This is a genomic window from Advenella sp. FME57, from assembly GCF_014897675.1.
Classification (GTDB): Bacteria; Pseudomonadota; Gammaproteobacteria; order Burkholderiales; family Burkholderiaceae_B; genus Advenella.
Genome location: NZ_JABUXU010000007.1, coordinates 167526 through 189148 on the forward strand (window position 1 = coordinate 167526; position 21623 = coordinate 189148).

Below are 21623 nucleotides of genomic sequence, written 5' to 3' on the forward strand. Positions count from 1 at the left end.
CCACAGCCTGGCACACATGGCCGTTGCCAGGTCGCTTTATGGCGCTGCCGGCTGCATCAGTGGCAATGTTGGGGCCACATGCACACCCGGCATTGCCTGTTGATGTCAGTCTTTAGAAATATCCGCTACATTGTAGACGTCATGCAGCATAGGATTATATGCATAGCCCTTGACATTGTCGCGCAAACCCATTTGGTTACTGTGCTGGAACAGATAGACATAGACGTAATCTTTCACAACCTGCTTTTGCGCCTGTTGGTACAGATCGGTTCGTTTGGCCTGGTCGGTTTCCTGGGCAGCCTGGCGCACGAGTTTGTCCACTTCAGGATTGGCATAGAACGAACGGTTGCCGGGTAGCCCTTGTTTGGACGAATCAAACCAGTAATTCATGAACATGAACGGGTCAGCAAAATCCGGAGACCAGTTGCCGATCGAGATATCAAAGTCGCCTTTGCCAAGACGGTCGCGCATGGTGGCATTGGCCAGTTTTTCCAGCTTCACTTTGACACCGACCGCCTGAAGACTGGCCTGGACCGACAGTACAATGGGCTCCCAGTACGGCTCTTTGGTGGAGTACAGCAAGGTAAGCGGCTTGGCCGGCGCTTCGCTGCCTATGCTTGCCTTGGCCGCCGCCACATCGGTTTTGAAAGCAGGCGCAGCATCGTCATGCGCCCACATGCCCTCTGGGATAGGGCCATTAAGCGGCTTTGCTTCGCCATTCATAATGCCGTTGATCATGCCACTGTAATCGACGGCCTGGGCAATCCCCTTGCGCAGTGAAACATTAGTCAGAGGGCCGGTTTTGTTGTTCAGATACAGATACGAAACCAGTAGCGACGGCACTTTTTTGAATACCACGCCGCTGGCATTTTCCATGGCTTTGACCTGATCAGGCTGGATGCTGCCTACGATGTCCAGATCGCCATTTTGCAATTGCAGCCGCCGCGCCGATGCTTCGGGCACGATTTTAAACGCGACTTTTTCAAGTGCCGGCTCGCGCCCGCCGTAATGCGGGTTGCGCTCCAGGATCAGACTCTGGCCTTTGTTCCATTTTGCCAGTTGATACGGTCCTGAACCGGCCGTATGCCCGGCCAGGTATTTGTCTGCACCGCCCGCCTGCTGTTCTACGGCAGGATTGACAATGCCCGCGCCGTTGTTGGCCAGAATATTCAGAAATGGAGCAAAGGGTTTATCCAGTTTGAACTCGACCGTCATGGGATCCTTGACCGTGACCTGCAACCCGGAAGGGAACGGCTCGGACGGGCCTTGCTTCATTTTCATGAGGCGATCAAAACTGTATTTGACAGCCTGCGCATTAACGGGCGTGCCGTCACTGAACTTTTGCCCGTCATTCAGGGTAAAGGTCCAGGTCAGCTTGTCTGCAGAGGTCGTCCAGCTTTTTGCCAGTTCCCCTTCGACTTCGGTAGCGCCGCCGCCCTTGTATTTGATCAGGCGCTGATAGCTGGGATAAGTAATGGACCAGTCATTATTGTCCATGGTAACGGCAATATCCAGCATTTGCGGATCGGCATTCTTGGAGATGACCAGCATGTTCTTGGGTGTGGCCGCCTGCGCGGCAACGCCGACAGACAATCCCAGGGTGGTGGCACAGGCCACCATGAATGCGTTTCTTATAAACGTACGGCGAACTGACATGGTAAGACTCCGGTAGATTGTCCTGATAACAGGCACCCGGCCCGATCGCCGCTACCCAGGCGGGCTTCACCAGAGTGTAGCGGTCGACAGGCACTGGCGACAATGACTGGAATGCAGGTCACTGAATTGACACGCAAGCTGCACATGAAGGACAGATCTTAGCAAATGTAATTGGAATAGGAAATAGTCATATATCCCTATACCAGGATCGCTATACCGTTACCAGCGTACTTTCGATGACCGGGTAGGCACCTGAGTTTGGCAATTCGTAATGCCACCATTCGGACTTGATGCCCCGAAATCCCGCATGCAGCATGATGCCCAGCAATAGCAGCCGGTTTTTCTGCACCGATGCGGGCAGATCTGCATAATCGTGGTGCGACGCATCTTCCATGGCGTCAAAGCCCGTGCCCATATCCAGTTCGATACCGTGCTCGTCCAGCAAAGTAACGTCCACTGCCGTGCCGCGCGAGTGATGCGATCCCTGTGACGGATCCGCAACATACTGGGCATCGGGCAACGCCGACCAGAAGATATGCTGCGCTGCAGGCGGTCGGTAGCAATCGAAGACCTTGAGAGTATATCCAGCGGAACGGGCCAGCTGCGATGCCCTGAGCAATAATGGCGCGGCATCCTTGTGCAATGCGCACAGGGCGGTCTGATACACAATGCGCCCTGCGATGTTGTTGCTACTGGCATAAACCAGATCAATGACAACGCCATACTGTGCTTCATTGATGATAAGCAAATCCTGATCGGTCACCCGGGTATCCATATGCTGACTCTGTTAGAAAAATGGGGGTAATATTGCCATTGCGTAATGTCGAGTGCCACAAGCCTTATCCGGCAAGCGGCGCCCGGCAACCAGGATAGTAGCAGCAAACCCATGCTTGCATGCGTTTGCTGCTACTGCCAGGCCATACGGCCGAGCGACTAAGCGTCGCCGGCAGGCGCCAGCGACTCGACAGCCTGCAACAAACGCACAATCAGCGCTTCGCGCTCCATATCCGATTGCATGGCCGGGCTCGAACCCACCGCCTGCTCGTCCAGCACGACAGTGACGCTGTAGTCGGGATTGCGGTGGATCAGCGAGCGCAGATCCAGTGACAGCAGTTGCGATGCGAACTGCCCGGCCTGTTTGGGCTCAGCATAGGCGCCTGACAATAGCAGCGTATCGCCATCGGCCGAAACCAGACGACTGCGGAAGGCACCGTCTTCATCACGAAAACTGATAAATCGGGCCGTTTTGCCATTTTTCTTTTTCACTGGCGCCGCGCTTTTTACGCGTGTCCCATTGCGCAAGCCTACGGCCTCACGAATTTGCTGCATGAACGGGACTGCCAGTTTGCGCGCCTTGGCAGCGCCCGCCTGCAAAACATCTTCAATCCGCTCGGGGTTGTCCATCAGCGCGACATACTGTTCGCGCATCGGCGCCACAATGGTTTCCAGATGTGCTGCCAGTTTTTTCTTGGCATCGCCCCAGCCCATGCCATCAGCCAGTTCGCGCCGGAAATTTTCTGTGTCCTGGGGTGTTGCAAACGCCTTGTAAATCAGAAACAGATGGGAAGCATCGGCGTCCTTGGCTTCACCAGGCGCGCGTGAGTCAGTCACGATCCGCGAAATGGCGTTTGACAATGCCTTGGCGCCGCCCTCGAAAAGCGGAATGGTGTTGTTGTAGCTCTTGGACATTTTACGGCCGTCCAGGCCGGGCAGCGTCGCCACGTCTTCGTCAATCTGTACATCGGGCAGCACAAAATAATCCCGCCCTGCCCCGTACTGGTGATTAAAGCGCTGTGCGATATCGCGCGCCATTTCCAGATGCTGGATCTGGTCACGACCGACCGGCACGCGGTTGGCATTGAACATCAGAATATCGGCGGCCATCAATACGGGATAAGAGAACAGCCCCATATTCACCCCGTCATCAGGTTCAACGCTGCGGGCCACATTCTGATCCACCGATGCCTTGTAAGCATGGGCGCGATTCATCAGGCCCTTGGGCGTAATGCACGTCAATATCCAGCTTAATTCCGGAATTTCCGGCACATCCGACTGTCGATAGAAGGTGACCTTGTCGGGATCCAGCCCTGCCGCAAGCCAGGTCGCGGCAATTTCTAGGCGTGAACTGGCCACGCGTAGCGGGTCATCACATTTGATCAGTGCATGATAGTCGGCCAGAAAAAAGAAGGCATCGACATTGAGCTGGCGGCTGGCCGCAACGGCCGGCCGGATCGCGCCCGCATAATTGCCCAGGTGCGGTGTTCCGGATGTGGTAATGCCCGTCAATACGCGCACATTCCGGCTTGCGCCATTGGTCGGGGAAGTTTGTTCAGCACTCATATTCTGTTTCCAACTGCAATAGTATTAAAGTTTCACCGACAATCGTCTTTCTGACTCAAGATACTCTTTGGACTGCATTTCGGTAATACGGGACACGGTCCGATGAAATTCATTGGCCAACACGCCTTCGGTATACAGTTCCTCGGGAGGACATTCGGCCGACATGATCAGCTTGACATGGTGATCATACAGGACATCGATCAGCCAGGTAAAACGCCGGGCCTCGGACGAGTGCCGGGGCATCATGCGGGGCACGCCGGAAAGAATGATCGTCTGATAGCGATTGGCCAGTTCCAGATAGTCATTCTGTGACCGCGGTCCGCCGCACAGTTCCGCAAAACTGAACCATACCACCGATCCGGCGACCGCCACGGCCCGGATCATCCGGTTCTCGATATGCAGATGCGTATCCTGGGGCGCCGTTTCGGCCAGACTGTCAAACGCTTGCTGCAATTGCGCCTGGATCTCATCATTGAGCGGCGTCAGGTACATGCGTACCTGTTCCAGCGTCCGTTGACGGTAATCGATGCCCGTGTCCACATTAACCACATCCATGCGTTTCTGGATCAGGGCAATGGCCGGCAGGATCCGGTCACGGTGCAAGCCGTCGGGATACAGTGTCGATGGCTCATAATTGGAAGTCATGATAAAGCTGGTGCCATTGTCAAACAGATTGAGCAGCAGCTTGTATAGAATCATGGCATCTGCAATATCCGAGACATGGAACTCATCAAAACAGATCAGCTTGTACTTGTCGCTGATGATGCGCGCCACTTCGTCCAGCGGATCGCTCTTGCCACGCAACGCCTGCAACTGGTGGTGGACGCTGCGCATGAACTCATGAAAATGGATCCGCGTCTTTTGCTCGATCTGAACCGTCATGAAGAACGAGTCCATCAGAAAGCTTTTGCCGCGACCGACCCCGCCCCACATGTACACGCCGCGCGGTGGCTCGGGCTTGCGAAAAAACCGTCGGAAGGGTTTGCCCAGCTCCTGCTGATAGGCAACCAGTTCGTCGGCAAAAACCTGCAGACGAGCAATGGCCCGCTGCTGGGCCTCATCGGCCCGATAGCCGCGCTCAGCAAGGGTCTTTTCGTAATATTGCAGTACGTTCATGAAGCAGGTCGATTCGAATCAATTCGGATTGATGGCAGGCCAGACAGACCGATAGGATCGTACCGCAGGAACAGGCCGGGGTGCCAGTGGCACCCCGGATTGCCCGATACGGATATATCAGACTGACGGCCGGCACCGGTCAACACGGGTGCCCTTGCCGTATTCAACATGGTGTGCCGATCAGAAGTTCAGGGCACGTTTATCAACGGCCAGTGCGGCTTCCTTGAGCGCTTCGGACAAGGTGGGATGTGCATGGCAAATACGCGCGATATCTTCAGAGGCGCCTTTGAATTCCATGATGGTGACTGCTTCGGCAATCAATTCCGAAGCCATGGGGCCGATAATATGCACGCCCAGCACCTCGTCTGTCTTGGCATCGGCAATCACCTTGGCAAAGCCGGTCGTGTCGCCCAAAGCACGGGCGCGGCCGTTGGCCAGGAATGGAAAGCTGCCTGTGCGGATTTCGCGTTTTTCTGCCTTCAGTTGCTGTTCGGTCTTGCCGACCCATGCAATTTCCGGAGAGGTGTAGATGACCCAGGGGATGGTATCGAAGTTGACATGGCCGTGCTGACCGGCAATGCGTTCGGCAACGGCAACACCCTCTTCTTCGGCTTTGTGCGCCAGCATCGGGCCGCGCACCACATCACCCACTGCCCAGACGTTTGGCAGATTGGTCTTGCATTCTTCGTTAACGCTGATGAACCCGCGCTCGTCCAATTGCAGGTCGACACTGTCCGCGTTCAGGTTGCCGGTAAAAGGCACCCGACCAATAGAGACAATCAGTTTGTCTACTGCAAGCGACTGTTCGGCGCCCTTGGCGTCGGTATAGGGTACGGTGACTGTCTTGGCTGTGGATTTGATCTCGCCGATTTTGACGCCGGTTTCAATTTTCAGACCCTGTTTGGCAAATGCTTTCTGCGCTTCCTTGGCCACCTGGACGTCGGCTGCACCCAGAAATTCAGGCATGGCTTCCAGAATGGTCACTTCGGCGCCCAGGCGACGCCAGACGCTACCCATTTCCAGACCGATCACACCAGCGCCAATCACGCCCAGTTTCTTGGGCACGCCAGCAATACGCAGGGCGCCATCATTGGACAGAATCTGTTTTTCGTCAAAAGGCAGGCCAGGCAAGGCGCGTGCGACCGAACCGGTAGCCACGATCACATGGGTCGCGGTCAGACTTTCCGCTTTCTTGCCAGTGACGCTGATTTTCCAGCTGCCGTCTTCGGCCTTGCCATCGAACGCACCTACGCCGGAAAAGAAAGTGACTTTGTTCTTTTTGAACAAATATAGAATACCGTCGTTGTTCTGTTTGACAACCGTGTCCTTGCGACCGATCATGTTTTCCAGTTTGAGCTTGACGCTGCCCAGTTCAATGCCATGCTCGGCAAAATGGTGGTTGGCCTGTTCAAAATGCTCGGACGATTGCAGCAGGGCTTTGGACGGAATGCAGCCGACATTGGTGCAAGTGCCGCCTGGTTTGGGATTGCCGGCCTCATCAGCCCAGGCATCAATACACGCAACTTTTTTGCCCAGCTGCGCAGCGCGAATCGCTGCAATGTAGCCGCCAGGACCGGCACCAATTACGACAACGTCAAATTGTGAAGACATAATTTTCTCTTGATTTCGATAGAGCAGATGCGCTTGCACGCATCCTATGAAAAACGCGCGCCCCGCGAAGGGGCGCATTCAGACTGCGTCGATTACAGTTCCAGCAGTAGGCGTTGCGGATCTTCCAGCGCCTCTTTCATGGCAACCAGACCCAGCACCGCTTCGCGGCCATCAATGATACGGTGATCGTATGACATGGCCAGGAAGTTGATCGGACGAATGACCACCTGACCATTCTCTACCACAGGGCGGTCCTTGGTGGCGTGAACGCCCAGGATGGCAGACTGCGGTGGATTGATGATGGGAGTGGACAGCATGGAACCGAAGACACCACCATTGGAAATGGAGAAGGTGCCGCCAGTCAGGTCTTCCAGGCTGATTTTGCCTTCGCGGGCTTTAACACCGTACTCCGCAATGGTTTTTTCAATTTCGGCAAAAGACAGCTGGTCTGCATTGCGCACAATAGGCACCACCAGACCGCGCGGGCTGCTGACCGCGATACCGATATCAAAGTACCCGTGATAGATAATATCTTTGCCATCGACAGAGGCGTTGAGCAACGGATATTTTTTCAATGCGGCAACCGCAGCCTTGACGAAAAAGGACATGAAGCCCAGTTTCACACCATGTTCTTTTTCAAAGCGATCTTTGTAGGCATTACGCAGATCGATCACTGCCTTCATGTTGACTTCGTTGAAAGTCGTGAGAATGGCGTTTTCCTGCTGCGACTGGATCAGGCGCTCGGCTATACGCGCACGCAGGCGAGTCATTGGCACGCGCTGTTCCGGGCGGCCATCAAGAGACAGGCTGGTCGCGGCGCCAGCAGATGCGGCAGGCGCTGCGGGTTTGCCAGAGGCAGCGGCGGCGTCGGCCTTGGTCACACGACCATCACGACCAGAACCCTCTACGTCACCAGCAGCAATACCTTTTTCAGACAGGATTTTGCTGGCGGCGGGAGATGCAACGCCTGCACTGCCTTTGCTGGCTTCGGCGGCCTTGGCTGGGGCGGCTTCGGCCTTGGCAGGCTCGGCAGCAGCCGGCTGGGCCGCAGGCGCAGCAGCGGCGGCTTCAGGCGCAGCTGCTGCGCCTTTTGCCTCGGTGTCAATTTTTGCCAGCAACTGCCCTGAAGTGACCGTGCTGCCATCGCCCTGGGCGATTTCAGTTAGCACGCCACTGGCCGGTGCAGGCACTTCCAGAACGACCTTGTCGGTTTCGACTTCGATCAGGGTTTCATCCTGAGTTACAGCTTCGCCTACTTTCTTTTTCCACTCAAGCAGGGACGCCTCTGAGATCGATTCGGAGAGCTGAGGAACTACAACGTCAATAATAGCCATTTTCGATAATCCGTAAAATTGTAATTAGACCGCTTACTTGGTCAGAATGAACCCTTTGAGCTTGGGCGCAAAAGCCTGTTCCACCAAGGCTTTTTGCTGCTCAATATGCTTGGCCATATAGCCAACCGCAGGAGAGGACGAAGCGATACGTCCGGCATAACCCAGGCGCTGTCCGGACGACATATCTTCATACAGGTGGTGCTGGATATAGAACCATGGTCCCTGATTCTGAGGCTCGTCTTGTACCCAAACGACTTCCGTCGCATTCGGGTACTTGGCCAGCTCACTGGCAAACGACTTGTGTGCAAACGGATACAGCTGCTCTACCCGCAGGATCGCAACGTGACTGGCATCCCGTTCCTTGCGTGCGTTCATCAGATCATAGTAAACCTTGCCTGAGCACACCAGCACGCGCTTGACTTTCTTGCCGTCAAGGTTGCTGTCGATTTCACTCAGGATAGGATGGAATTCGCCGGAGGCCAGATCGCTCAGCGGTGAGGTTGCGTCCTTGTTACGCAGCAGTGATTTTGGCGTGAAGATCACCAGCGGCTTGCGGAATGGCCGAATCATCTGGCGACGCAGCAGATGGAAAATCTGTGCGGCATTCGTTGGCTGCACACACTGCATGTTATGGTCGGCGCACAGTTGCAAAAAGCGTTCGATACGTGCCGAAGAGTGCTCTGGTCCCTGACCTTCGTAGCCGTGCGGCAGCATCAGCGTCAGACCGGACTGGCGTCCCCATTTGGCTTCGCCTGAACTGATGAACTGGTCAATCACAACCTGCGCACCGTTGACAAAATCGCCGAACTGCGCTTCCCAGATAACCAGAGTGTTTGGCTCGGAGCAAGAATAGCCGTACTCAAAACCCAGTACCGCCTCTTCGGACAGCACTGAATCGATGACCGTGAACGGCGCCTGGGAATCGGAGACATTCTGCAGTGGAATATAGGTGCCATCGTTCCAGCGCTCACGTTTCTGATCATGCAATACAGCGTGGCGGTGCGTAAAGGTGCCGCGTCCCGAATCCTGGCCCGTAATACGGATGGTATAGCCCGATGCCACCAGCGTCGCTAACGCCAGATGTTCGCCCATGCCCCAGTCCAGGTTTTGCTCGCCCATTGCCATTGCACGGCGGTCGGCGAGCAGTTTTTTCACCAGGTTGTGGGGCGTAAAGGTGTCTGGCACAGTGGTAATGCGCTCGCCAATACGTTTGAGTTCGGCCAGCGGCACAGCCGTATCGGCACTGTCTGTCCACTTGGCGCCCAGAAACGGCGTCCAGTCAATGGAATATTTGTTTTTGTAGTCGGTAAGAACGGGCTCGACGGTTTTCTGGCCGTCTTCCATTAGCCGGCGATAGTTTTTGACGAACTCTTCGCCTTCGCCATCAGCCAATACGCCCTGCGCGGTCAGTTTGTCTGCATAGATTTTGCGCGTGCCGGGGTGCGCGCCAATGCTCTTGTACATAAGCGGCTGCGTCAGCGACGGCGTATCCTGCTCGTTATGACCCAATTTACGGTAGCAGATGATGTCTACAACCACGTCATGGTTAAACTCCATGCGGTAGTCCAGCGCCAGGCGTGTTGCGAAAACCACGGCTTCGGGATCATCGGCATTCACGTGAAAGACCGGTGCTTCGATCATTTTTACTACATCGGTACAGTAAAGCGTTGAACGTGAGTCGCGCGGGTCAGATGTGGTAAAGCCGATCTGGTTGTTAATTACGATATGCAGGGTACCGCCGGTGCCGTAGCCGCGTGTCTGCGCCATATTGAGCGTTTCCATGACCACGCCCTGGCCAGCAAAGGCCGCATCACCGTGCACCAGCACAGGCAACACCTGCTGCCCCAGCGGGTCGGCACGGCGTTCCTGACGAGCCCGCACACTTCCTTCCACAACCGGGTTAACAATTTCCAGATGCGAAGGGTTAAATGCCAGGGAAAGGTGAACCGGGCCACCGCGAGTGGACAGATCGCTGGAAAAACCATTGTGATACTTCACATCGCCATCGGTCAGGCCTTCAGCATGCTTGCCTTCAAACTCGGCAAACAGGTCGCCGGGCATTTTGCCCATGATGTTGACCAGCATGTTCAGGCGGCCACGGTGAGCCATGCCCACGATAATTTCCTGAACGCCCAGATCGCCTGCGTGGTTGACCACCTCGTCCATAGCAGCGATAAAGCTTTCACCGCCCTCGAGTGAAAAGCGCTTCTGCCCCACATATTTCGTGTGCAGGAAACGCTCCAGCCCCTCGGCTTCGGTCAGTTGCTGCAGAATGCGTTTCTTGGTGTCGCCATCGAAAGAGCCGTTGGCATGAGTAGACTCCAGGTGTTCCTGAACCCAGCGCTTGGCCTTGGGATCGGACATATGCATAAACTCGACGCCGACAGCGCCGCAATAGGTATCACGCAGGGAGTTGAGGATTTCACGCAAGGTCATGGTGCCTTGTTTCGTGAAATAAGTATTGGTGGCAGAGTACACCTGGTCCAGATCGGCGTCGTTCAGGCCGTAAAAGGCGGGATCGAGTTCTGGAATTTCGGGACGCTCACGGCGTTTCAACGGATCAAGCTGGGCCCAGCGCACCCCCAGGGTGCGATAGGCAGCGATTAATGACTGGACATGAAGCTGTTTGCTGGCCACCTCCAGGGTGGGCGCGCCTCCCCGTGCAGCTTGAGCAAAGGCGTTGGCCTTGGCGCGCTGGGCAAAGGAAGTGACAACAGAATAGTGGCTCTGGTCCCGGGTGCTTTGGGCCCCGTCTGTGGCAGGTGCATGCTGAAGCTGATCAAAATAGTCGCGCCAGTGGTCAGCCACTGCAGCCGGATTGGTCAGGTACTCTTCGTACAGTTCTTCAACGTAGGGAGCATTACTCCCAAATAAATAAGAGGTAGATTTTTTTTCAGTTTCCGTCGTCATAAATCGCTTCACCGTTGCGGGTGTTTCACCCTTTGAGATGCAGGTATACCTTCCGGGTTACGGCTAGACCGAGTTGCGGATAGCGGGCAGAAGGCACATAACATAGCCTTGATAGCCAATGCATTAAAGTATAACCATCGGGAAGGCTTAATCCAAGGAACTTTTTCGATTATGCAAGAAATTACCGGTTTCAATCGATTGTGCTTGGTATATTTTGATAATTCGTTGCTAACGACCCACGCCATGAAAGCGGTAGCCCGGCTTTGCCACAATTGTCTGGCAAAGCGTAAAGAGCAAACTGGCGGTTGACCGTTTCGATGAACGGGTCGCTGCATCCTGTTCCCTGGCCATCCAGTGAATAGCCGCCACTGCCCTGCCCGCTAACCAGGAGCAGCGCCAGGTTGATAGCCACGCCAACAGAAATCGGCAACGCCCCAAGCGCGGGTCGGGGCAGTTGCCGCCTGCAGCCGCAGGGGCCAAGTTGCCGCCGGAACGCGGGCATCGGCGTTATCATATCGAAACTGCGATTCAAGCATAGCAATGAGCATAACAATATTGTTGAACCTTAAGGATAAAAACCATGAGTCACGACCGTAACAAACTTGCCCTGGATTACCACGCCTATCCGACACCGGGCAAAATTTCCGTTACTCCGACCAAACCGCTGGCCAACCAGGATGACCTGTCGCTGGCCTATTCGCCCGGCGTCGCGGCGGCATGCATGGCCATTTTTGCCGATGGCGATATGGCTGCATCAAAATACACCTCGCGCGCCAATCTGGTCGGCGTCATCACCAACGGTACTGCAGTGCTCGGACTGGGCAATATCGGCCCGCTGGCCTCCAAGCCGGTCATGGAAGGCAAAGGATGCCTGTTCAAGAAATTTGCCGGCGTTGACGTATTTGATATCGAACTGGCCGAAAACGATCCCGACAAGCTGGTAGATATTATCGCCGCGCTGGAACCCACGCTGGGCGGTGTCAATCTGGAAGACATCAAGGCGCCGGAATGCTTCTATATCGAGAAAAAACTGCGCGAACGCATGAAAATCCCGGTATTCCACGATGACCAGCATGGCACGGCCATTATTTCCTCGGCCGCCATTCTCAATGGCCTGAAAATCGTCGGCAAGGACATCGGCAAGATCAAATTGGTATGTTCCGGCGCCGGCGCGGCCGCGATTGCCTGCCTTGATTTGCTGGTCAATCTGGGCGTTGCTCGCCAGAATATCTATGTCGTAGACTCTCGCGGCGTAATCTGGGAAGGTCGCGACCAGAACATGGAACCGAACAAGGCGCGTTACGCACAGAAAACAGATGACCGGACCCTGGCCGATGTGATGCGCGACACCGATGTATTCCTGGGCTGCTCGGCCAAGGATGTACTGAAACAGGACATGGTTGTTACCATGGCGCCCTCGCCTCTGATTCTGGCCCTGGCCAACCCGGACCCTGAAATCCGTCCCGAAGACGCCAAAGCAGTACGCCCGGACTGCATTATCGCGACCGGCCGCTCTGATTACCCTAACCAGGTCAATAACGTTCTTTGCTTCCCCTTTATCTTCCGCGGCGCGCTGGACGTGGGTGCCACCCGCATTACCGAAGAAATGAAAATGGCCTGCGTACAGGCCATTGCCGAGCTGGCACAGGCCGAGCCAAGCGATGAAGTCGCACTGGCCTACGAAGGACAGGATCTGAGCTTTGGCCCCGAATATATTATTCCGAAGCCTTTTGACCCCAGGCTTATCGTCCAGATTGCGCCGGCCATTGCCAAGGCGGCCATGGAATCGGGTGTCGCAACCCGTCCGATCGAAGACATGGATGCCTATCGCCAGCAACTGCTGGGCTTCGTGTATCGCTCAGGGCCGTTGATGCGTCCCCTATTCAAACAGGCACGCACCACCCCACCGAAACGCGTGGTCTATGCCGATGGCGAAGACGAGCGTGTATTGCGCGCAGCGCAGACGGTCATCGACGAACAGCTGGCCTATCCGATTCTGATCGGACGCCCTGCCGTGATCGAAATGCGTGTCAAGAAACTGGGGCTGCGCCTGGCGGCCGGCACCAACATGGAAGTGGTGAACCCCGAAGACGACGAACGCTTCAACGAAACCTGGACGGCTTACTACAAGATCAAAGGTCGTGATGGCGTCACGCCCAATGTGGCAAAAGCCATGGTACGCAAGCACAATACCCTGATCGGTGTCTTGCTGATGGAGCGCGGCGACGCCGATGCCATGATCTGCGGCGTTGGCAGCCGCTTTGACAACCAGCTCAAATATGTGTCGGAAGTGATTGGCCTGAAGGAAGGCGTGACCACCTATGCGGCGATGAACGTGCTGATTCTGCCTGACCAGACCCTGTTCATTTGTGATACTCATGTAAACGAAGATCCGACCGACGAACAGGTCGCAGACATTACGATCCAGGCTGCCGATGAAATGATCCGCTTTGGCATTCAGCCCAAAATCGCCTTGCTGTCGCACTCCAATTTCGGCAGCCGTCCTTCGGATTCGTCGCGCAAGATGGCCTCGGCCCGCCGCCTGATCGCACAGCGCCGTCCAGACTTAGAGGTGGATGGCGAGATGCATGCCGATGCAGCATTGTCCGAACGCATCCGCCTGGACGCCTATCCCGACTCCAGCCTGACCGGTCGCGCCAATCTGTTGATCATGCCAAATCTGGATACCGGCAATATTACCTACAACATGCTGAAAATGACCGGCAGCCATGGCATTGCCATGGGACCGATCCTGCTGGGCGCTGCCAAGCCGGTGCACATCCTGACCACCAGCACGACCACAAGGCGCATCGTCAATATGACAGCGCTGGCCGTCGTTGATACGCTTGGGGAGTCCAAATAATGCGCTCGGACGATCTGTCAAAACTGGTGCTGCGCCTGACACTTGGCATTCTCCTGCTCATGCACGGCATCTTCAAGGTGCAACACGGCATCGGCGGAATTATCGGCATGGTTTCCTCTACCGGCCTGCCCGGATGGCTGGGTTATGCCGTTTACATTGGCGAAGTGATTGCGCCGATCCTGCTGATTGTGGGCCTTTATTCGCGTATTGCCGCAGTGCTGATTGCGATCAACATGATCGTCGCCATTATGCTGGCGCATAGCGGCCAGCTGTTCATGGTGACGGGCAACGGCGCACTCAGACTGGAAACGCAATACTTCTTCCTGTTTACCGCTGTCGCCGTCTTTTTTGCCGGCGCTGGCCGTTTCAGCATGAATAGCCCGTACAACAACTAGTACGGCACGCAAAACCTGCTGTCTGCATAAGCGATAGCAGGGTCTCGCCGCCAGCCAGCCGAATCACCACCGTGGTTCGGCTTTTTTTCGCGCCCCGATTTTTTTCATGGTCCGATTGTGTCAGGCATGGCCGGCGCAATCAGCACCACGGCACACGTGGCCAACGCAAGATCACACGCTCAACGTCCCATCCAGAACGGCCGTTCACGGCAGGCGTCGCCCTGCTGGCAAAATACATAAGAGCAAAACGCATAAGATGAGCGACAGCGGAACGAACACAAACAGACAGACGAAAAAAAACCGCAGACCGAATATCTGCGGTTTTTTTCGACAAGCAACACGCAAGAATTATTTGCGGGTCTCGATATTGCCAACATCACGAGCCGAGTAGCCGGTATACAACTGGCGTGGGCGGCCGATTTTGTAATCAGGATCAGACAACATTTCGTTCCACTGCGCAATCCAGCCCACTGTACGAGCCAGCGCAAAAATCGCGGTGAACAGCGATGTGGGAATGCCGATGGCGCGCTGCACGATACCTGAGTAGAAATCGACGTTCGGGTACAGCTTGCGCTCGACGAAGTAAGGATCTTCCAGGGCGATACGTTCGACTTCCATCGCCAGCTTGAACAATGGATCGTCTTGCAGACCCAGTGATTCGAGCACTTCCTTGCAGGTCTCCTGCATCAGTTTGGCGCGAGGATCGTAGTTCTTGTATACGCGATGGCCAAAACCCATCAGACGCACGCCTGAGTTTTTGTCCTTCACTTTTTCCATGAACTCGCCCACTTTGTCGATACCGCCGTTAGCTTGCAGGTCTTCCAGCATGTTCAGGCAGGCTTCGTTGGCGCCACCATGAGCGGGGCCCCACAGGCAAGCCACGCCGGCAGCAATCGCCGCAAACGGATCGGTGCCTGAAGAACCGCAAAGCCGCACAGTCGACGTAGACGCATTCTGCTCGTGATCGGCATGCAGAATGAAAATGCGGTCAAGCGCACGCTCTACCACATCGTTGACTTTGTATTCTTCGCAAGGCGTAGCGAACATCATGCGCAGGAAGTTGCCTGTGTAGGACAGGTTATTCTGTGGATAGATATAAGGCTGGCCCAAAGAATATTTGTATGCCATGGCCACCAGCGTCGGCATTTTCGCGATCAGACGAATAGCTGAAATGTGACGATGCTCAGGGTTGTTAATATCTGTAGAATCATGATAGAACGCAGACAGCGCACCAACCAGGCCGGTCAGCACAGCCATCGGGTGGGCGTCACGGCGAAAGCCACGCAGGAAAAAATGCAGCTGCTCGTTGACCATTGTGTGATGCGTTACTGTCTGGTCAAACTCTTCTTTCTGTGCTGAGTTGGGCAACTCGCCGTTCAGGACCAGGTAGCAGATATCCAGGAAACTGCACTTGACTGCCAGTTGCTCTATAGGGAATCCACGGTACAGCAATTCGCCTTTTTCACCGTCAATATAGGTAATGGCCGATTCGCAGGCCGCTGTGGACATGAAGCCGGGATCATAGGTAAACATGTCGGTCTGGCTGTACAGCTTGCGGATGTCAATTACATCCGGTCCTACCGTGCCCTTGTAAATAGGCAGCTCAATCTTCGTAGAATCATCTGAAAAGCTCAGAATCGCTTTCTTGTCAGAGAGGTTCATTTAACATCCTTAAGAAAAAACCAGACTTCGGTCTGCCTGCTATCCCTGCCGCATCAAGTCGATAAGGCGTTGTATATTAGGCGTATCATAGATACCTTCCGGATTGGCGCGGTCAAGAAGAATATCAAGCAGACTGTTGTCATCAAGTTCAAAAAGCTGGGTGAGTGACGAGACATCCTCGTCAGTCAACTCCTGTTCATAACGATCCAGAAATTTGGTAATGATCAGATCGTTTTCAAGCAGTCCCCGGCGGGCACGCCAGCGAAGACGCGCCCGTTCCAGTTCGGTTAGTGTGGTCATCTTTGATCAGACCGCACGACGAACCATCAGTTCCTTGATTTTGCCAATTGCCTTGGTCGGATTCAGTCCTTTCGGACATACATCGGCGCAATTCATAATGGTATGGCAACGGAACAAACGGTATGGGTCATTCAGATTGTCAAGACGGGCATTGGTATCCTCGTCGCGACTGTCTGCAATAAACCGGTAAGCCTGAAGCAATCCGGCAGGGCCGACAAATTTGTCAGGATTCCACCAGAATGAAGGACAGGACGTGGAGCAGCATGCGCACAGAATGCATTCATACAGACCGTCGAGTTCTTCGCGGGCTTCGGGCGATTGCAGGCGTTCTTTTTCCGGCGGCGGCGTATCGTTGACCAGATACGGGCGCACGGAGTGATACTGGTTAAAGAAGTGCGTCATATCGACGATCAGATCGCGAATGACCGGCAGACCGGGCAATGGGCGCAGAACAATCGGCTCTTTGAGCTCGTTCAGATTGGTCGTGCATGCCAGACCGTTTCGGCCATTAATGTTCATGGCGTCGGAGCCACATACGCCTTCGCGGCAGGAACGGCGGATGGCCACACTGTCATCAACGTCATTCTTGATGCGGATAATGGCGTCGAGCAGCATCTTGTCTGTCGGTTCCAGTTCCACTTCCAGTTTCTGCATGTAGGGACGCTCGTCCTTGTCAGGATCGTAGCGATAAATCTCGAATTTCATGATACGTTTTGTGCTCATAATACTCTGCTTAGAATGTACGTGCTTTTGGAGGGAACGACTCGACGGTCAGCGGCTTCATATGCACTGGTTTGTACTCCAGGCGGTTATCCGCAGAATGCCACAATGTATGCTTGAGCCAGTTCACGTCGTCACGCTCAGGGTGATCATTCAAGGCATGTGCGCCGCGGCTTTCTGTACGATTCGCTGCCGACTGGATCGTGGCACGCGCCACTTCAGTCATATTGGCCAGTTCCAGGGCTTCGACGCGCGCCGTGTTGAAGACTTTGGATTTGTCATCAAACTTGACGTGCTTGGCCTGTTCGGCCAGTTCGTCTATCTGGCCGACACCTTCTTTGAGCAATTCGAGGGTACGGAACACACCGCAGTGACGCTGCATGGACGCGCGAATGCTGTTGCCCACGTCCTGTACTTTTTCACCGTTCGTACGCGATTCCAGTTCATTAACGCGTGACAGTGAGAAGTCCAGCGATGCCTTTGGCAGATCCTGATGCGACATCTGGCGCTCCAGATGCGACTCTACAATCCGGTTGCCTGCTGCACGACCAAAGACCACCAGGTCCAGCAGCGAGTTGGTGCCCAGGCGGTTGGCGCCGTGCACGGAGACGGCAGCGCATTCGCCAATCGCATACAGGCCGTTAACGATTTTCTCTTCGCCGTTTTCCCAGGTAACCACTTCGCCATGATAGTTGGCCGGAATGCCGCCCATCTGATAATGGATGGTAGGCACCACGGGAATAGGTTCCTTGATCGGATCCACGTTGCCGAACTTGATGGCAATCTCGCGAATGGAAGGCAGGCGTTTGTTAATGACATCTGCGCCAAGGTGATCCAGTTTGAGTACCACGTAGCTGCCATCAGGACCACAACCGCGGCCTTCCTTGATTTCCTGATCCATTGAGCGCGACACAAAATCGCGCGGCGCCAGATCTTTCAGGGTTGGCGCATAACGCTCCATGAACCGCTCGCCATCCTTGTTCAACAGGATACCGCCTTCGCCGCGCACCCCTTCGGTAATGAGTACGCCGGCGCCGGCTACGCCGGTGGGGTGAAATTGCCAGAATTCCATGTCCTGCAGACAGATGCCGGCGCGGGCAGCCATGCCCAGGCCATCGCCGGTATTGATGAAGGCATTGGTGGAAGCCTGCCAGATGCGACCGGCACCACCGGTAGCCAGCACGACAGCCTTGGCTTCCAGAATATAGATTTCACCGGTTTCCATTTCGAGCGCGGTGACACCCACGACATCGCCGGCCTCGTTGCGCAGCAGATCCAGCGCCATCCATTCAACGAAGAACTGGGTGCGCGCGGCAACGTTGCGCTGATACAAGGTATGCAGTAGCGCGTGTCCGGTACGATCAGCTGCGGCACAGGCGCGCTGTACGGGCTTTTCGCCGAAGTTGGCGGTGTGACCACCAAAAGGACGCTGGTAGATGGTGCCATTGGCATTACGGTCGAACGGCATGCCAAAGTGTTCGAGTTCGTAAACGGCATTGGGCGCCTGACGGCACATGAACTCGATGGCATCCTGGTCGCCCAGCCAGTCGGATCCCTTGACGGTATCGTACATATGCCAGTACCAGTTGTCTTCGCTCATATTGCCCAGCGAAGCACCGATACCGCCCTGCGCGGCTACCGTATGGGAACGGGTTGGAAAAACCTTGGAAAGGACGGCGACGGATAATCCGGCCTGAGCCAATTGAAGGGAGCAGCGCATACCGGACCCGCCGGCACCTACAACCACTACATCAAACTGGCGGCGCGGTAATGATGAATTGATAGCGACCACGGCTTATAAACTCCAGACAATTTTTGCGAAATACAGGACGGCGGCAATCAGCCACAGGATAGTGAGCACCTGCAACGTCAGTCGGACACCTACGGGTTTGACGTAATCCATCCAGATATCGCGCACGCCGATCCACGCATGCCAGGCAAGCGAGAAAAAAGCCAGCGTTGCGGCAATCTGCCCGACGGGCAGGCCCCAACAGGAGAACGTAAAGAAACCCTTCCAGGATTCGTAGTTAATGGGGGTAAACAGCGCTGCAATCAGGAAAATGACTGAATACACAGCCAGAATCACGGCTGTAATACGCTGCACGATGAAATCCTTGATACCGTAGCCGGCACCCACAACCAGCCGCTTAGTACCTACCAGTTCCTTGGCCATCAGATCGCTCCAAACATTTTAACGGCGAACACCAGGGTCAGCGCCAGGCTGACTCCCATTACCACAGCGGCGCTTTTCTGTGCCGAGACCTTGTCGATACCGATATGCAGATCAAGAACCAGATAACGGATGCCTGCGCACAGATGATGCATGAAGCCCCACAGCAAAACCAGCAGGATCAGCTTGAGAATGAAACCACCCGCCCCACTGCCCAACGATGCAAAACTTTCCGGCGAAGCCACGCTGGCTGCAAAAAGCGGGATCAGAATGATGGGAAGACTGAGAAAAAGCAGAGCGCCACTGATTCGATGCAAAATAGACACTTTGCCAGCAGCCGGCAGGTGGTATTTTGTAATCTGGGCAATATCAATATTACGATATTGCGGGCGCTGTTTTGACGGGGTGTCTGACATAACGGCCTCTAGGAAACAAACTACAACAAATTAAAAATAAAAAACGCACGTAAAAAGGCGAAGAACCGCTGTCCGGTCCCCGCACTTTCTGATCGAATTAGTTTAAACCATTTCGATAATGATAATGTTCTGTAACATATAAACCGCGGCGAATCTCCATGGGCCTGTCCCCATAGGTGTAGGAAACGCGATTAACCTGCAGCAGCGGCGTACCTTGCTCGACTTTGAGCAGCTCGGCGGTTTCGGCGTCACAGGCCACGGCCTTGAGTTTTTCATCGGCGCGAACCATGTTTACACCGAATTCCGTCTCGAAAAACCCGTATAGCGGACCGTTCATTGCCTGAAGCCTTTCAATGCTCAGCCCCTTGAATCCCTCTCCTGGGAGCCAGATTTCATCAAGCACCGTGGGAACCGCACCAAAGGACATGATTCGCCGGATATAAATCACCGAGTCGCTGCCGCGTAGCAAAAGCACACGGGCCACATCCTGCGTCGCACGCTGGCGACTGCACTGCAGGTAGACACTTTGGGCACGCGCCGCATTTCCTTCGCTATCGGATTTTAACCTTAAAAAACGATAGCGAACCTGCGCTTCATGGTGCGTAGCAACAAATGTTCCCTTGCCCTGACGACGAATCAGCAGATTCTCGGCCGCCAGCTCGTCAATTGCCTTGCGCACTGTGCCCTGGCTAACCTGAAAGCGTGCTGCCAGTTCAAGTTCGCTGGGGATGCTCTCGCCCGGCTTCCATTCGCCTTCATGCAAACTGTGGACCAGCAGGTCTTTGATCTGTTTGTACAAAGGGCTGAATGCCGCAGCAGACGATTTCAACGAGGGGGTTGGGATTTCAGACATGTTCTGTGAACAAATTAAAACCTGTTTATTATCTCATATTGCAAGCAGAATTGTCTATTCTTATATAAGATATAAGTTATAAGACAATTTGACGATACCGCAGATTTCTACTAAGCTTTAGCGTTAAAATCACTTCAAATACACTCGTTTTTTTCCCTTATTTTATTGGAGATCCCTATGTCCAAACCCGCCGTACGCGTCGCCGTCACGGGCGCCGCCGGTCAGATCGGCTACGCTTTGCTTTTCCGCATTGCATCAGGCGAGATGCTCGGTAAAGACCAACCTGTTATTCTGCAACTGCTGGAAATCCCCGACGAAAAAGCGCAAAAGGCCCTCAAAGGGGTCATCATGGAACTGGATGACTGCGCCTTTCCTTTGCTGCAGGAAATTACCGCTCACAGCGACCCCAAGACCGCATTCAAAGATGCCGATATCGCCCTGCTGGTTGGCGCACGTCCACGCGGCCCCGGCATGGAGCGCAAGGATCTGCTCAAGGTCAATGCCCAGATTTTCACAGCACAGGGCAAGGCCCTGAATGAAGTGGCCAGCCGTAACGTGAAAGTGCTGGTTGTCGGCAACCCTGCCAATACCAACGCCTATATTGCCATGAAATCTGCGCCGGATCTGCCCGCGAAGAACTTCACCGCAATGCTGCGCCTGGACCACAACCGTGCGCTTACCCAATTGGCGCAAAAATCCGGCAAGGCAGTCAAGGATATCGAAAAACTGGTGGTCTGGGGCAATCACTCTCCCACCATGTACCCTGACATCCGCTTTGCCACCGTTGGTGGAGAAGGCCTGGAAAAACTCATCAACGACGATGCCTGGAACAAAGACACGTTCATCCCTACCGTGGGTAAACGCGGTGCCGCCATCATTGAAGCTCGTGGCCTGTCGTCTGCTGCGTCAGCAGCCAATGCAGCCATTGATCACGTCCGTGACTGGGTCCTGGGCAGCAACGGCAAATGGGTCACCATGGGTGTAGCGTCCGACGGCTCTTATGGCATTCCCGAAGGCATTATCTACGGCGTGCCAGTCATTACGGAAAACGGTGAATACACGGTTGTCAAAGACCTGGAAATCAACGCATTTTCCCGTGAACGCATGGACTTTACCCTTAACGAGCTGCTCGAAGAGCGCGACGGCGTAGCCGATCTGCTGGGTTGATCCATTGATACACAAATAGCCACGGTGTCGTGGCTATTTTTTTAATAGTACCGCGACCCAAACACGAAAGCGCTCCAAAGCCGGTGACAATGATCTTCTGAAGGACGGTG

At 54.8% G+C, this 21623-nt stretch carries 17 protein-coding genes; 3 read left to right on the forward strand and 14 right to left on the reverse strand.

Annotated elements, in window-relative coordinates; genetic code table 11:
* Positions 1 to 105: 105 nt before the first annotated feature.
* From INT32_RS10280 to INT32_RS10310, 7 genes are all read right to left on the reverse strand, one after another.
* The gene (locus INT32_RS10280) at positions 106 to 1656 is read right to left on the reverse strand and encodes an ABC transporter substrate-binding protein (RefSeq protein ID WP_226816865.1); all 1551 of its coding nucleotides are present in this window, start codon (positions 1654 to 1656) and stop codon (positions 106 to 108) included.
* 211 nt (positions 1657 to 1867) lie between these two features.
* Positions 1868 to 2431: a D-alanyl-D-alanine dipeptidase gene (gene ddpX / locus INT32_RS10285; protein WP_193088633.1), complete on the reverse strand. Its 564-nt coding sequence runs from the start codon at positions 2429 to 2431 to the stop codon at positions 1868 to 1870.
* Between the two features lie 158 nt (positions 2432 to 2589).
* Complete coding sequence (locus INT32_RS10290; protein WP_193088634.1) at positions 2590 to 3996, reverse strand: tryptophan--tRNA ligase; 1407 nt, start codon at positions 3994 to 3996, stop codon at positions 2590 to 2592.
* Positions 3997 to 4020: 24 nt separating this feature from the next.
* Positions 4021 to 5112 carry a cell division protein ZapE gene (zapE, locus tag INT32_RS10295; protein ID WP_193088635.1) on the reverse strand — a complete coding sequence of 364 codons (1092 nt, stop codon included), beginning with the start codon at positions 5110 to 5112 and terminating at the stop codon, positions 4021 to 4023.
* 180 nt (positions 5113 to 5292) lie between these two features.
* The gene (lpdA, locus tag INT32_RS10300; RefSeq protein ID WP_193088636.1) at positions 5293 to 6723 is read right to left on the reverse strand and encodes a dihydrolipoyl dehydrogenase; all 1431 of its coding nucleotides are present in this window, start codon (positions 6721 to 6723) and stop codon (positions 5293 to 5295) included.
* A gap of 92 nt (positions 6724 to 6815) precedes the next feature.
* The gene (gene odhB / locus INT32_RS10305) at positions 6816 to 8057 is read right to left on the reverse strand and encodes a 2-oxoglutarate dehydrogenase complex dihydrolipoyllysine-residue succinyltransferase (RefSeq protein ID WP_193088637.1); all 1242 of its coding nucleotides are present in this window, start codon (positions 8055 to 8057) and stop codon (positions 6816 to 6818) included.
* Positions 8058 to 8090: 33 nt separating this feature from the next.
* Entirely contained in the window at positions 8091 to 10967 is a 2877-nt protein-coding gene (locus INT32_RS10310; protein WP_193088638.1) for a 2-oxoglutarate dehydrogenase E1 component, read from the reverse strand.
* Positions 10968 to 11547: 580 nt separating this feature from the next.
* On the opposite strand from INT32_RS10310, the gene INT32_RS10315 reads away from it, so the two are divergent.
* On the forward strand, positions 11548 to 13830 hold the full coding sequence (locus INT32_RS10315) for an NADP-dependent malic enzyme (protein ID WP_193088639.1): 2283 nt from the start codon (positions 11548 to 11550) through the stop codon (positions 13828 to 13830).
* The gene (locus tag INT32_RS10320) at positions 13827 to 14225 is read left to right on the forward strand and encodes a DoxX family protein (RefSeq protein ID WP_193088705.1); all 399 of its coding nucleotides are present in this window, start codon (positions 13827 to 13829) and stop codon (positions 14223 to 14225) included. The genes INT32_RS10315 and INT32_RS10320 overlap by 4 nt, the downstream gene beginning before the upstream one ends.
* A gap of 348 nt (positions 14226 to 14573) precedes the next feature.
* Here the strand turns inward: INT32_RS10320 and INT32_RS10325 are convergent, their stop codons facing one another.
* The 7 genes from INT32_RS10325 to INT32_RS10355 all read right to left on the reverse strand — a co-directional run bounded on the left by INT32_RS10325 (position 14574) and on the right by INT32_RS10355 (position 20346).
* Positions 14574 to 15887, reverse strand: coding sequence for a citrate synthase (locus INT32_RS10325; protein ID WP_193088640.1), 1314 nt, complete (start codon positions 15885 to 15887; stop codon positions 14574 to 14576).
* Between the two features lie 39 nt (positions 15888 to 15926).
* The gene (locus INT32_RS10330; protein ID WP_193088641.1) at positions 15927 to 16187 is read right to left on the reverse strand and encodes a succinate dehydrogenase assembly factor 2; all 261 of its coding nucleotides are present in this window, start codon (positions 16185 to 16187) and stop codon (positions 15927 to 15929) included.
* A 6-nt stretch (positions 16188 to 16193) separates the two neighbouring features.
* A complete protein-coding gene (locus INT32_RS10335) occupies positions 16194 to 16910 on the reverse strand; it encodes a succinate dehydrogenase iron-sulfur subunit (protein WP_193088642.1) in 717 nt (238 codons plus the stop codon).
* Positions 16911 to 16920: 10 nt separating this feature from the next.
* Positions 16921 to 18699 carry a succinate dehydrogenase flavoprotein subunit gene (gene sdhA, locus INT32_RS10340; RefSeq protein ID WP_193088643.1) on the reverse strand — a complete coding sequence of 593 codons (1779 nt, stop codon included), beginning with the start codon at positions 18697 to 18699 and terminating at the stop codon, positions 16921 to 16923.
* Positions 18700 to 18702: 3 nt separating this feature from the next.
* Positions 18703 to 19080 (reverse strand): succinate dehydrogenase, hydrophobic membrane anchor protein, encoded by a 378-nt coding sequence (gene sdhD, locus INT32_RS10345; RefSeq protein WP_042070070.1) that lies wholly within the window; start codon positions 19078 to 19080, stop codon positions 18703 to 18705.
* Positions 19080 to 19493 (reverse strand): succinate dehydrogenase, cytochrome b556 subunit, encoded by a 414-nt coding sequence (gene sdhC, locus INT32_RS10350; RefSeq protein WP_193088644.1) that lies wholly within the window; start codon positions 19491 to 19493, stop codon positions 19080 to 19082. Before sdhC ends, sdhD begins: the two co-directional genes overlap by 1 nt.
* A 97-nt stretch (positions 19494 to 19590) precedes the next feature.
* Positions 19591 to 20346 (reverse strand): GntR family transcriptional regulator, encoded by a 756-nt coding sequence (locus tag INT32_RS10355; RefSeq protein ID WP_193088645.1) that lies wholly within the window; start codon positions 20344 to 20346, stop codon positions 19591 to 19593.
* Between the two features lie 177 nt (positions 20347 to 20523).
* Between INT32_RS10355 and INT32_RS10360 the strand changes: the two genes are divergently transcribed.
* Entirely contained in the window at positions 20524 to 21513 is a 990-nt protein-coding gene (locus INT32_RS10360; RefSeq protein WP_193088646.1) for a malate dehydrogenase, read from the forward strand.
* Positions 21514 to 21623 lie beyond the last annotated feature (110 nt).